The organism is Microbulbifer mangrovi (assembly GCF_002009015.1).
In the GTDB taxonomy this organism is placed as follows: domain Bacteria; phylum Pseudomonadota; class Gammaproteobacteria; order Pseudomonadales; family Cellvibrionaceae; genus Microbulbifer; species Microbulbifer mangrovi.
Window position 1 is genome coordinate 15817 of record NZ_LZDE01000295.1, and the last position, 13347, is coordinate 29163.

Genomic DNA, 13347 nt, shown 5'->3' on the forward strand with positions numbered 1-13347 from the left:
TTATTTCGGTGGCGGTAGCGCTACCGGGTTTCTAGGGTTGCCTGCCAAGTTTTCTTACACTTCTTTTAAATCTTCACACTGGATTCCCCATGCGATTCATGATGCCTAAGTCTTTCGTATATTGTTTTATGGTTCTGGTTATGACGTTGGCCTCACAGGCCCACGCGCACCGCTACCATTTCGGTATTACCGAGCTGTCCGTCAACGAGCGCACCCAATCCCTGGAAATCTCCCACCGCTTTTTTGTGGCGGATGTGGAGCGCGCGCTATCGCTGAGTGCAGGCAAGGAAATGAAGGATGCGCAGAAGCAGATGGAGGCTTATGTGAATCAGCATTTTCAGCTGAAGTCTGAGTCGGGGCAGCTGGTGAAGCCCAGTTGGGTGGGGATGGAGTCCGATGTGCACGATGTCTGGGTTTACCAGGAAGTTCCGCTTGAAGCGGTGCAGGGTAAGGCGTTTGTCGTGCGTCAATCCATGTTGATGGAGATCGAGGGCGATCAGGTAAATACCCTGAATCTTACCCGCGATGGCAAGACCGAGAGCTTCACGTTGAAGCCGGGTGCCAGTGCGGTGGAAATCCGTCTTTAACCGCAACGGTTTTTTGGACGCACCACCGCAAGGGCCTGCCCCTCACCGGAGCGGACACCTCTGCGGTAGTGTTGGTTGCGCTCCGGGTGGCTGACGAACAGGCCAGAGCCCAACAGCGGTTGCAGACCTTTCAGTAGCCGCGATTGGAGATCAGCGCTCGTCCTGTTTAACCTCAAGGATCTCGCCGCTATTGGGATCCACCTCCAGATCCCACTTCTTGCCTTCTTTGTACGCTTCTACTTCCCAGCGCCCGTTATCCAGGGATACGTCCACTACTGGCACATAGCCCTGTTGCTCCAGCTTGGTAACGATAGCGGAGAGAGCCATGGCGCCAGGCGGCGGCATTTCATCGCCCTCACTGGCCTGGGTTGCGGCGACCGCGGCAATACTGCCGAGGGTTACGGCGAGGAGTGAATTTTTGATGTGTTTCATTCAAGGTTTACTCCGTAATGCGCAGCGGATCAGTCGCCGGTACCCAGGCGCTGTTGCATCATAAAGCACCACTCATCGCTGCCACCGTCCGGACCGTGGGCGCCGTCGCCACCGGTAAGTTTATCCGCGGCCATAAACCATTCCTGGCTGCCTACGGAGGGCAAGCCTTCCGGATATTGTTCGGCGATGGCTTCTCCGTACTTCTCCACCAGTTGCCCGTTCACCCACTCGAACCACTCGGCATTACAGATCAGCTGACCCTCACTGTTGGGGCTCTCCCCGGAGCTACTTTCTCCGGTGCCAGAGTCGCTGGTGCTGTCCGTTGAAGTGTTACCGGTGCTGTCGCTATCTGGGGTCGAGGTGCTGTCATCTGCGGGCTCATCCACAGTGATTTCTTCCATCACCTCGGTTTCGGTTTCTGGTGCCTTGTCCGGGTCATTGGTGTCGGACTGGCGGCTACAGCCGGCGATGGTAAAAGACGTCAGTAGAGCTGCGATCAGAAAAGGACGAAACATAAATGCTCCTCTTGAAGTTCTTCTGGTGGCGCGGAATTGATCGGCCACTGGGAATAAGCATAGGGCGGATTTCGCGACTTGCACGGTAAGTGGAGGAGAACGTGATATCAGAACCCTGTGGCAGTGTCTCTGGCGGTGGGGTGATCTGTGCGATGAGTCGCACTTGTGAGCGGGTATGCTGGGGACGTTTGCGCTTTAATTACTATTGTATTATAAAAGTGCGCGTCCGCATTGGCCCCGGCCTGAGAGACCGGCGTGTGCGGCGACTAAAACAATAAAAGCGCCATCCCTGGGATGAATTTCTTCGCAGTACCCACCTGGCATCCAAGTGGTCAAGTGTCGTTCGCGCGGCAAGCTGTCTGGCCTGAATAATAAAAACAGATGATGAGGCAGTTATGTCAATTAGAACCCTCTGGCGAGCGTGCTCGCTCGTGGCCGTCTTTTGCCTGAGTACCGCGGCCAGCGCGGCCATCGAAAACGGCACCTATACCATTGTTTCCAAGTACAGCGGCAAGCTGGTTGAAGTCGGCAACGGCGATACCAGTGATGGTGCCAACATCAATCAGTGGCCGGGTAACGGTCACCCAACCCAGCACTGGGTCATCACCCATATCAGCGGTAACGACTATTCCGTAATCAACGCCCACAGCGGTCGGGCCATGGAAGTGTACGGGTTTGATACCGCGGACGGCGCCAATATTGCCCAGTGGACCTACTGGGGGGGTGCCAGCCAGATCTGGACCATTACCGATCAGGGCAGTGGTTACTATTCATTCATCAACAAACATTCCGGCAAGGCGCTGGATCTACTCGGCTGGGACACCAGTGATGGCGCTAATATTGGCCAGTGGTCCTGGTGGGGTGGTGATGCCCAGTTGTGGTCGCTGAATCAGCTCGCGCGTAGCGCGCCGGAATCCATCAGCTACTCCAGTCCGCGCTTTGACAATATCGCGGTACATGACCCCTCGGTGATCCGCGCCGATAACCAGTACTACGTATTCGGTTCACACCTGAGCGCGGCGCGCTCCGGCTACCTTACCAGTTGGGAACGCGTGGCCGACGGGGTATACCCGAGTAACCCGCTGTTCAACGATGTGACCAGTGAACTATCTGAGGCCCTGAGCTGGGCCCAAACCAGTACATTGTGGGCGCCGGATGTGATCCAGTTGAATGGGCAGTACCTGATGTTCTACAACGCCTGCCGCGGTGATTCTCCGCGTTCCGCCATGGGGATCGCGACCTCCTCGAATATCGAGGGGCCCTATAGTGATCAGGGGATTTTCCTGAAGTCCGGTATGTGGGGCGAGCCCAGTGAGGACGGTGCCATTTACGATGCGACCGTACATCCGAATGTAGTTGATCCGGTGGTGTTCCGCGGTGCCGACAACCGTCTGTGGATGACCTACGGCTCCTATTCCGGCGGTATTTTCATTATGGAGCTGGACCCCAACACCGGATTCCCGTACCCGGGGCAGGGCTACGGCAAACACCTGTTGGGCGGCAACCACTCACGGATCGAGGCGGCTTATACCATCTACGCGCCGGAAACCGGCTACTACTACATGTTTGTCAGTTACGGCGGCCTGGCTTCTGACGGTGGTTACAATATCCGCGTTTCTCGTGCGACCAGCCCGGACGGCCCCTATTACGATGCCAATGGCACCAATATGGCCGACGTCAAAGGCGCGCCGGGTACCATCTTTGACGATGCGAGCATTGCACCGCACGGCGTCAAGCTAATGGGCAATTACCTGTTTGCCAACAGCAACAATCAGTTGGGCTATGTATCTCCCGGCCACAACTCTGCCTACCGCAAGGACGATACCGGCCAGTACTTCGTGTTCTTCCACACCCGCTTCCCCAACCGCGGTGAGGAGCATGAGGTGCGTGTACACGAGTTCTTTATCAACCAGGCTGGCTGGCCAGTGGTTTCACCGTTGCGCTACGCACAGAAGGTGGATAGCAGCAATTCGGGCCGTACTCGCGAGCAACTGGAGGCGGTTTATGCCAGTGAGATTCCCGGCACTTATCAGCTAGTCAATCATGGCAAGGACATCACGGCCAGTATCAAGGGATCAAGCAATATCCAGTTGAATGCCGGCGGAAGCATCAGTGGTGCCCAATCAGGTACCTGGGTATATAACGAAGTCACCCGTGCAATGACCGTGACATTGAGCGGCACCAGTTATCAGGGTGTGGTTTCCAAACAGTGGAATCAGGTGCGCAGCCGTTATGAAGTGACTTTCACTGCGTTGTCCGATGACGGCACTGCGGTGTGGGGCATCAAATCCAATTGATCTGAGCGTGTTCAGATAAACGAAAACAGGCGGCCTCGGCCGCCTGTTTTTTTGGGGAAAGGGGAAGTTACAGTGCCGGGACAGACCCGCTCTCGGCAACCGGTGCGTCTGCGAGCGCTTCGCCATCGTCGTTGGCGGCGGCTGCAGCCAGGCGCTGTTCTTCGATTCTGCTGGTCCAGGTCAGCAGCGCCTGGTAGTGGCGGATATTCTGCACATAGGTGACCGGCTCCCAGCCACGTGCATAGCCGTGTTTCAGGTGCTTGTAATACTGTCGCTTGGCCAGCAGTGGCAAATGATCGCGCACGTCCTGCCAGCGGTCCGGGTTACCGCCCAGTTTCTGGGTTAGGACGCGGGCATCTTCCAGGTGGCCGTAGCCGATGTTGTAGGCTGCCAGCGCCATCCAGGTGCGATCTGGCTCGCGGATACGCTCCGGCATCTTCTCGCGCACCTGCAGGAAGTAGCGGGTGCCGCCGTCGATACTCTCGATCGGGTCGAGACGGTTGACGCCCATTTCCCGGGCGGTGGCGCGGGTCAGCATCATCAGGCCACGCACCCCGGTGGGGGATTTGGCTCGCGGGTTCCAGTGGGATTCCTGATAGCTCAGGGCCGCCAGCAGCTCCCAGTTCAATTCGTATTTGTCCGCGGCTTTCTCGAGTTCGTCGCGCCATTTGGGCAGGCGATCGCGTGTGAGCTGGGCGAAAGTCTGGGCTCCGCCCAAATTCATTTTGCTCACATGACCGAAGTACAGTTCGCGGAGTTCCGCCACCATACCGCTGGTGTTTGCCCGCAGCATGAAGTTCCGTGCGGCGCGGTACAGGGTGTCGTCATCCCCCTTGGGGAAGGCCCAGGAAACCGGCTGGAACTGGGTCAGGTTGAACGCGATATGGGTGTTCGGGTACAGGCCGCGGTGTACCGCATAGGCGTTGGAGTCGACAATGGCATAGTGGTACTTGCCCTCGTTGACCATCTCCACCAGCTCCATGGCGTCGACATCGGAAATCTCTTCCCAGGAGATGTCTTCATAACGGCGAGAGAGCTTGCGCAGCTGTTCGGCGTGGGCACTGCCGGCGATGACGGCAATGTTCTTGCCGGCCAGGTCGGCCACACTGCGCGGGCGCGATTCGCCCAGGCGGTAAATCACCTGCTGGCGAATTTCGAAATAGGAGGGGGCGAAGCGCACCTGCTGGCGGCGTTCGGGGGTGACAGTAAGACCGGCTGCAGCCAGGTGCGCAGCGGATTCCGGGTTTTCAAGTTCACTGAACAGGTGGCTCAGGTCGTGGACATCCCGGATCTCGAGCTTAACCCCGAGTTCCCGCGCGAACGCCCGCAGCATGCCGTACTCGAAGCCGGTGTAGTTGCCGTTGGCATCTTCGTAGTAGGTGGTGGGGCCATTTTGAGAGAGCACCACCAGTTTGCCGGAAGTCTTTACCTGCTCCAGCAGGCTAGGTGCCTTGCTGGCGACCAATAAAGAAGCACAACAGGCCAGTGCCGCCCCCTTGAGCAGGCGGCGGCTGTATCGCAACAGTCGGCTTTTCATGATCATAGGTTTTCCCCTCGAATCCATTCTTTGCTTTATTTTGAGTGCTCTGGGTCAAGTAAACCCGGGGCCATCTGCCCGTTCAGAGCACCATTTCCTGCGAGCGGCGGCTCCGTTGCCACCCGCGCGTAAAGCCTGCTGTCTATTATTTGCGCAGGCTTGGGTCAAAAGCGCGGCAATTTTACCCCAAACCCCTGCGCGCTGACCAATCGTCTTTTACTGTCGTCTGAAACTTTGTGACCGATCGGCTTGTTATGACCCATTAAGTGTAGTAGATCACGCCTGATCTGGAGGCCTGTGCGCCAGTCTAAAGCCCGGTTGGGTTGAGTTCGGTGTCGATATTGCCTTTTGCGCCCTCGGCCGCATATTTAACCCGGGAAGGTCGACATTCCCGGCTAACGTCATCTTTACTGCACAAGATAGTTCCCGGCAGTGTTGGAGCGGCGGAGCATCGGGTACAATGCGCGCGCTCCGATTCCCGGTGTACCTGTGTGGCAGCGTCTTTTAACCCTGATACTTCCGCCCGCAGGCGCTCAAATCCAGACAAGAGGCCAAATCCCGCGATGCTAGTTCTGCGTGGTGCTCCCGCACTGTCGAAATTTCGCCATCAAAAACTCCTTACCCAACTCCGCGCCCTGCAGCCCGCGATTGCAGACGTGTACGCCGAGTTTGTGCACTTCGCCGACAGCGACAAGCTGGGCAAGAAGGACCAGGCGCTGCTGGAGCGCCTGCTGCAGTACGGCCCCACCGAAGAGAAGCACCAGCCGGAAGGCGAGCTTATCCTCGTGGTTCCGCGCCCCGGCACTATCTCTCCCTGGTCCTCCAAGGCGACTGATATTGCGCACAATGCGGGCCTGACCCAGGTGCACCGCCTGGAGCGGGGTGTTGCCTACTACATTACCGGAGTCAAATTAACCGAGGCTGAACGGAGCGATCTGGTAGCCCTGCTGCACGACCGCATGGTTGAGAGTGTCTACTCCGAGATGGAGCAGGCCGCACAACTGTTCGTGGTGGAAGAAGCTCGCGAGATGGGCCGTGTAGACGTACTGGACGGTGGCCGCGGGGCGCTGGAAGCGGCCAATGTGAGCCTCGGGCTGGCACTGGCGGATGACGAAATCGATTACCTGCTCACCAGCTTCGAAGAGCTGGAGCGCAATCCCACCGATGTGGAGCTGATGATGTTCGCTCAGGCGAACTCCGAGCACTGCCGCCACAAGATCTTCAACGCCAGCTGGACCATTGATGGCGAAGAGATGCCGCACTCCCTGTTCGGTATGATCAAGAACACCTACCAGAAGGGCGGTGAAGACGTCCTGTCTGCCTACGCGGACAACGCCGCGGTGGTGGTGGGTCACGAAGCGGGTCGCTTCTACCCGGATCCGATCACCAAGGAATACGGTTTCAGCCACGAAGCCATCCATTTATTAATGAAGGTGGAAACCCACAACCACCCGACTGCCATCGCACCTTTCTCCGGTGCAGGCACCGGCGCTGGTGGCGAAATCCGCGATGAGGGCGCCGTGGGCCGTGGCTCCAAGCCCAAGGTGGGCCTGACCGGCTTCACCGTGTCCAACCTGCAGATTCCCGGGGCATTGCAGCCGTGGGAAGTGAATTACGGCAAGCCGGAGCGCATCGTCACCGCGCTGGACATCATGATCGAAGGCCCCATCGGTGGTGCCGCGTTCAATAACGAATTCGGTCGCCCGAACATCTGCGGCTACTTCCGTACCTTTGAAGAAGATTTCGACGGCGAGCGCCGCGGCTACCACAAGCCGATCATGCTCGCCGGCGGCTACGGCAACATCCGTGAAGAGCATGTGGACAAGCCGGAATTTAAGGCGGGCGCCAAGCTGATCGTACTCGGCGGTCCGGCGATGTTGATCGGCCTCGGTGGTGGCGCCGCTTCCAGTATGGCGAGCGGCTCCAGCTCGGAAGACCTGGATTTCGCCTCCGTACAGCGCCAGAACCCGGAAATCGAGCGCCGCTGCCAGGAGGTCATCGACCAGTGCTGGCAGCAGGGCGACAAGAACCCGATTGCGTTTATCCACGATGTGGGCGCCGGCGGCCTCTCCAATGCCTTCCCGGAGTTGGTCAAAGACGGCGGCACCGGCGGCAACTTCGAGCTGCGCAATGTGCCTTCCGACGAGCCGGGCATGAGCCCGCTGGAAATCTGGTGTAACGAATCCCAGGAGCGCTACGTTCTGGCGGTGATGCCAGAGGACCTGGAGCGTTTCGAGAAGATCTGCGAGCGCGAGCGCGCGCCGTTTGCGGTGGTGGGTGAAGCTACCAATGAAAAACACCTGACCCTGAACGACAAGCAGTTCGACGCCAAGCCGGTGGACCTGCCCATGTCCGTGCTGTTCGGCAAGCCGCCGAAGATGCACCGGGTGGCGGAAACGCGCCAGGCCAAGACTTCTGCATTCGACACCAGCAAAATCGACCTTGCCGAGGCCGCAGAGCGCGTCCTGCGCCTGCCCACCGTGGCGAGCAAAAGCTTCCTGATCACCATCGGCGACCGCACCGTAACCGGCCAGGTTTCCCGCGATCAGATGGTCGGCCCCTGGCAGGTGCCGGTGGCGGACTGTGCCGTGACCACTGTGGCGTACGACAGCACCAAGGGCGAAGCCATGTCCATGGGCGAGCGCACCCCGGTGGCGCTGCTGGACGCCCCGGCTTCCGGCCGTCTGGCGGTGGGTGAAGCGATCACCAACATCGCCTCGGCACCGATCAAGAAACTGTCCGACATCAAGCTCTCCGCCAACTGGATGTGTGCCGCTGGCCACCCGGGTGAGGAAGAGAAGCTCTACCGCACCGTGGAAGCGGTGGGTATGGAGCTGTGTCCGGACCTGGGTATCACCATCCCGGTGGGCAAGGACTCCATGTCCATGCGTACCGCCTGGGACGATGGCGGTGTCGACAAGGCTGTGACTGCACCGCTGTCACTGGTGATCTCCGCGTTTAGCCCGGTCTCCGACGTGCGCAAAGTGGTTACCCCGCAACTGCGTAAAATGAAGAAGGGCGAGAGCGAACTGCTGCTGGTCGACCTGGGTGCCGGTAAAAACCGTCTCGGCGGTTCCTGTCTGGCGCAGGTCTACAACCAGCTCGGCGATACCCCGGCAGATCTGGACGATGCCAAGCGCCTCAAAGGCTTCTTCGAAGTCATGCAGGAGCTACTCGAAGAAGAAAAAGTCATCGCCTACCACGACCGTGCCGACGGCGGCCTGTTCGCCACTCTGGCAGAAATGAGCTTTGCCGGGCGCGTCGGGGTCGACGTAGAAATTTATGATCTGGGCGACGACGCCATCGCTGCGCTGTTCAATGAAGAGCTGGGTGCGGTGCTGCAAGTGCCCGCCGCTGATGCGGATATGCTGGCAATGCGCTTCGCCTCCGTGGGCGTGCCCGCGCACAGGATCGGTGAGCTAAACGAAAAAGAGCAGCTGCGTATCACTCGTGAAGACAAGGAAATCTTCAAGCGCGATCGCGCCGAACTGCAGCAGATCTGGTCCGAGACCAGCTACCGTATTCAGTCCCTGCGCGACAACGCCGACTGCGCCAAGCAAGAGTTTGACGCAATCGCCAAGAGTGCCAAGGAAGATCCGGGCCTGTCGGTGAAACTGTCTTACGACATCAACGAAGACATCGCCGCGCCTTACATCAAGAAAGGTGTTCGTCCGAAGATCGCCATCCTGCGCGAGCAGGGCGTGAACAGTCAGGTGGAAATGGCACACTCCTTCCACCGCGCCGGCTTCAATGCCGTCGATGTGCACATGAGCGACATTCTCGCCGGTCGCACTGAGCTGGATCAGTTCAAGGGCCTGGTGGGCTGTGGTGGCTTCTCTTACGGTGACGTACTCGGCGCCGGTGAGGGCTGGGCGAAGACGATCCTGTTCAATGACCGCGCCCGCGATCAGTTTGAAGGCTTCTTCAACCGCAAGGACACCTTCGGCCTGGGCGTGTGCAATGGCTGTCAGATGTTTTCCGTGATCAAGGAATTGATCCCGGGTGCCGACCACTGGCCGCGCTTTGTGCGCAACCTGTCCGAACAGTACGAAGCGCGCTTCGCGCTGGTGGGTGTGGAAGATTCCCCGTCGGTTCTGTTCAAAGGCATGGCCGGCTCTTACATGCCGGTAGCGGTTGCCCACGGTGAAGGGCGTGTGGAGTTTGCGAGCCAGCAGCAGCTGGAAGACTGCGAACAGTCCGGCACCATCGCTATGCGTTACCTGAACAACAAACAGCAGATCACCGAGACTTACCCGGCCAACCCCAACGGTTCGGTGAACGGTATTACCTCGCTGTGTTCCGAAGACGGCCGCGTGACCATCATGATGCCGCACCCGGAGCGCGTCGCCCGTGCGGTCAGCAACAGCTGGCACCCGGATGACTGGGAAGAGGACTCCGGCTGGATGCGTCTGTTCCGCAACGCGCGTGTGTTTGTGGATTAAACGCACTCACTCGCCGACGTTAAAAGCCCGCTCAACTGAGCGGGCTTTTTTGTGTGCGTATACCATGGCGCTGGAAAATCCAGCGCCAACATGGGTAGTATTGCGCGCTGAAACAAAGGATTTACTCGGGCAGGGAAGGGCATGGATACAGCGTATCAGTACAAGAAGCGCAGAGTACCGTTGGATCGACAGCGGGAACTCCGATTTGGCGAAGGAAAAATCAGCGGCTACGCCAGTGTCGCACTGGGTTTACTCAGTCTACTGGCGGTACTCGCCTATCGTTACCCCGCCTATCTGACAACCATCGAACTGCGTCAGGTCTACGATGCTGAATCTCTGCAGCTGATTCTCAAATACGGTATGTACTTTTCCCTGTTCTTGGGGCTGCTGACGTTTTGCTTTAACCGGCATAAACGGTTGGGAGTGGCCGGCATAGGCCTCACCTGCGTGGGTTTTCTGCTCGGTGGTTATGATATCCCTGTAGGTCCGGTAGAGCCGGTGCGCCTGTCGCTGGGGATCGATTGGCTGATTCTCGCGTTTCTGGGCTCGGTTGTCGTGTTTATGACACTGGAAAAGCTGTTCCCCAAATACCGCAACCAGGTGATTTTGCGGGACGAGTGGGGGCTGGATCTTTTCTACTTCTGCTTCAATCACTTGATGATTTCCGCCATCCTGATTTATGGCAACTACCACGCGAGTCATTTCCACTGGGCAGTCAGTGACAGCGTGCAACAGGCGGTTCAGTCTGTGCCGCTATTACTCCAGGTCTGCCTGATTATTATCTGCGCTGACTTTGTGCTCTATTGGGAGCATCGCCTGTATCACGAAGTCCGTGTGCTCTGGCCGATCCATGCGGTGCATCACTCGGTTGAGCAGATGGACTGGCTGGCGGGATCCCGCGGACATTTTGTTCAGGTATTTTCAGAGCGTGCGATGGTTATGGTGCCGCTGTATTTACTGGGTGCTGACCAGTCCGCATTGGATATCTATGTGGCGTTCGCAGCACTGCAGGCTGTACTCATTCACTGCAACGTGGAAATACCGTTCGGGCCGCTGAAATACCTGCTGGTAACCCCGCAGTTCCATCACTGGCACCACAGTTCCGAAAAGCCCGCGATCGATACCAACTATTCCGCACATACGGTGCTGTTTGACCGCCTTTTCAATACCTACCATATGCCCGGTAAGCACTGGCCGGCGGAATATGGAACCACCGTGCGTTTGCCGCGCAGTTTCCTGGGGCAGCTGTTATATCCCGTGAGGTCTTTTCTCGGGCGGGTGTCTAAATGAGACTGGGTAGCGGGAAAGCCAACTATCGGCGCGCGAAGACCCAGCTGTAGAGGTATTTGCTGCTATCACTATAGGTGCGCTAAGAGTCAGGCAACGGATATGTGATGGATGGGAAAGGGGTAGGCGGCGATTGGGGTGTACATGTTGCCGTGATAGTGGCCGCAGCGTTTTCCCTGTTGCTTTATATTCCCGATGTGTTTGCAGATAGCGCTGCCGGATTGCGACAGAATCAGCGGGAAACAGCGCAACAGTTAGAGCGCTTTCAGTCCAGGAGAGACCGAGATCTCCCGGATTTCGCTGAAGATCCCGCCACTAGCGGCCAGCGAACTGCCCAGGATCACCGGATCCACGTCGAGAACTTTTCTGTTTACGGTGTCAGCCAATTCTCTATTCAAGAGGTTTCACAAGCGCTGTCTCCCTACACCGGTCGCTCACTCAATACCGAAGAGATTCACGAGGCCGCGGATACTCTGATGTATCTGTATCGGGACAGCGGTTTTTTTACCGCCAAGGTCTTTATACCTCCGCAACATGTTCACCATGGTCTTATAACCTTGCATGTCTACGAGGGTTTTCTCGAGCCGAATGGCATTGAGGTCGTCAATAACGGGCAGCTGTTATGTACGGAGAAAGCGCTCGCCCTTCTCGAGCATGAGCTCGCTAACGACAAGCCCATAAATCGCCACGATTACGAGCGCGCATTACTGCTGCTGGAGGACTTGCCCGGCGTGCACGCCCGTTCAACGCTATACCCGGGGGAAGGTGTGGGTACCGCAAGGCTACGCACAGAAATCGTCGATGAGCCGCGATTCAGCGGAAATGTGGAAATCGATAACTTCGGGTCTCAGCTTGCTGGCCGCTGGCGTTCAGGGGTGACTTTTTTCTGGCACAGTCCCAGCCAGGTTGGCGATGAGCTGGTTGGTCGATTGGTATCGTCTGGCAAAGATTCCAATTACCTGTATTTGGATTATCTGCGACCTGTATTGGCAGCTGGCACACGTATTGGCGCCAACCTGGAGCTCTACGATTATTACAACGATCAGATAGCGCCGTTGGGGGATGCCGAAGGGGAAGCCGCGGAGTTCGCAGTTTACCTTTCGCACCCGGTAATCCGCTCACGACACAGTAACCTTGCACTGAAACTCAGTTTGAATCATTTATCACTGGATGACCGCAACGAGTTCTCGCTGGATGCGGATCGAACCATCAACGCGTTTTCTGCAGAGTTTGTCGGTGAGGAAGACCATGATTGGTTGGCAAATGGTGTAAGTTTTTACGAGATGATGCTGACCAATGGCAAGGTGGATATTGACGGAGATCAGCAGTATCTGGCTTACGACCAATCGGGCCCGAGGACCGATAGTCGGTTTACCATAATCAACCTGAAATTGGCGCGTTTACAGCATCTTCATGGCCCCTGGTCCGTTTACGGAAAATTAACCGGGCAGTGGACACCGGATAACCTGGACGCGTCCTACAAGATGTATTTTGGCGGTCCCAATTCAATTGCTGCCTATCCCTCCGAAGAAGACTCCGCTGATATCGGTGCGATATTTGATATTGAGTTGCGCAGGGATATCGCACGCCCGGTTCTGGGTGGCGCAATGCGGCTTGAAGTGCAATATCAATCTGCCTGGTTCAAGCGTAATGCGGAGACATGGATTGGCTGGCAAGGGGGGAACCTGAAGCTCAAACAAGAGGAGTATCTACAGGGAGTTGGCGTTGGGTTTCTGCAGAATTACGGAAACGAGTGGTTGATCAGGGGAGTGGTAGGGGTGCAAGTGGGGAAGAGCCCCGTGGAGGATGAATCCACCGGCGACAACCACGATGGCCTAAATAAAGACTATCGCACCTGGTTGGAAATATTGCGGTATTTCTGAGTGAGGCTTATGACGAGGAAAATTGTAGCCGCCACTGTGTCATTTCTGTTGGCAGCCGGGCCGTTAAGCGGATATGCCGGAGCCAATTGCCAGCAGTCGCAAAGTTGGCAGTGTCAGCACCATACCGCGACAACGTCTGTTTCCAATTCCCTCAAACCGGGAGATACCACTACCACTGTTGATCCGGGACAGACCAATACACATTTGGGGGGCAGTACTCCCGATATTCACGATGTGCAATTGGATTTGACGCCGCTTATCCAAGCCTACTCAGTTCCCACCCCGGTCAATTGGCAACCAGCGACACCCCAGGCGCCTCAAGGTTCGCCACAGGCAACGCCTCAGCTGCAGCCACAGCAGCTGCCGC

8 protein-coding genes are annotated in these 13347 nt (G+C 57.4%); 5 read left to right on the top strand and 3 right to left on the bottom strand.

Going from position 1 to position 13347, the window contains the following annotated elements; translation table 11 throughout:
* Positions 1-140: 140 nt before the first annotated feature.
* Positions 141-587, top strand: coding sequence for a DUF6702 family protein (locus B4U49_RS08170; RefSeq protein WP_239692518.1), 447 nt, complete (start codon positions 141-143; stop codon positions 585-587).
* A gap of 150 nt (positions 588-737) precedes the next feature.
* On the opposite strand, the gene B4U49_RS08175 is transcribed toward B4U49_RS08170, so the two are convergent.
* Both B4U49_RS08175 and B4U49_RS08180 read right to left on the bottom strand, forming a co-directional pair.
* Positions 738-1019 (bottom strand): PepSY domain-containing protein, encoded by a 282-nt coding sequence (locus B4U49_RS08175; protein ID WP_078084089.1) that lies wholly within the window; start codon positions 1017-1019, stop codon positions 738-740.
* Positions 1020-1048: 29 nt separating this feature from the next.
* Complete coding sequence (locus B4U49_RS08180; protein WP_078084090.1) at positions 1049-1534, bottom strand: hypothetical protein; 486 nt, start codon at positions 1532-1534, stop codon at positions 1049-1051.
* 431 nt (positions 1535-1965) lie between these two features.
* On the opposite strand from B4U49_RS08180, the gene B4U49_RS08185 reads away from it, so the two are divergent.
* Entirely contained in the window at positions 1966-3831 is a 1866-nt protein-coding gene (locus B4U49_RS08185) for an RICIN domain-containing protein (protein ID WP_239692519.1), read from the top strand.
* A 67-nt stretch (positions 3832-3898) separates the two neighbouring features.
* Here the strand turns inward: B4U49_RS08185 and mltF are convergent, their stop codons facing one another.
* Positions 3899-5374, bottom strand: coding sequence for a membrane-bound lytic murein transglycosylase MltF (gene mltF, locus B4U49_RS08190; RefSeq protein ID WP_078084092.1), 1476 nt, complete (start codon positions 5372-5374; stop codon positions 3899-3901).
* Positions 5375-5931: 557 nt separating this feature from the next.
* Between mltF and purL the strand changes: the two genes are divergently transcribed.
* The 3 genes from purL (at position 5932) to B4U49_RS08205 (ending at position 12980) form a co-directional block, all read left to right on the top strand.
* Positions 5932-9810 (top strand): phosphoribosylformylglycinamidine synthase, encoded by a 3879-nt coding sequence (purL, locus tag B4U49_RS08195; RefSeq protein ID WP_078084093.1) that lies wholly within the window; start codon positions 5932-5934, stop codon positions 9808-9810.
* Between the two features lie 141 nt (positions 9811-9951).
* Positions 9952-11100 (top strand): sterol desaturase family protein, encoded by a 1149-nt coding sequence (locus B4U49_RS08200; RefSeq protein WP_078084094.1) that lies wholly within the window; start codon positions 9952-9954, stop codon positions 11098-11100.
* A 104-nt stretch (positions 11101-11204) separates the two neighbouring features.
* Positions 11205-12980 (top strand): ShlB/FhaC/HecB family hemolysin secretion/activation protein, encoded by a 1776-nt coding sequence (locus B4U49_RS08205; RefSeq protein WP_078084095.1) that lies wholly within the window; start codon positions 11205-11207, stop codon positions 12978-12980.
* Positions 12981-13347: the final 367 nt, after the last annotated feature.

Bases quoted from the DNA above. Each gene is read 5' to 3' on its own strand.
- B4U49_RS08175 (WP_078084089.1), bottom strand. From the start codon at position 1,019: ATGAAACACATCAAAAATTCACTCCTCGCCGTAACCCTCGGCAGTATT.
- B4U49_RS08180 (WP_078084090.1), bottom strand. From the start codon at position 1,534: ATGTTTCGTCCTTTTCTGATCGCAGCTCTACTGACGTCTTTTACCATC.
- B4U49_RS08200 (WP_078084094.1), top strand. From the start codon at position 9,952: ATGGATACAGCGTATCAGTACAAGAAGCGCAGAGTACCGTTGGATCGA.
- B4U49_RS08205 (WP_078084095.1), top strand. From the start codon at position 11,205: ATGGATGGGAAAGGGGTAGGCGGCGATTGGGGTGTACATGTTGCCGTG.
- mltF (WP_078084092.1), bottom strand. From the start codon at position 5,374: ATGATCATGAAAAGCCGACTGTTGCGATACAGCCGCCGCCTGCTCAAG.
- B4U49_RS08170 (WP_239692518.1), top strand. From the start codon at position 141: ATGACGTTGGCCTCACAGGCCCACGCGCACCGCTACCATTTCGGTATT.
- purL (WP_078084093.1), top strand. From the start codon at position 5,932: ATGCTAGTTCTGCGTGGTGCTCCCGCACTGTCGAAATTTCGCCATCAA.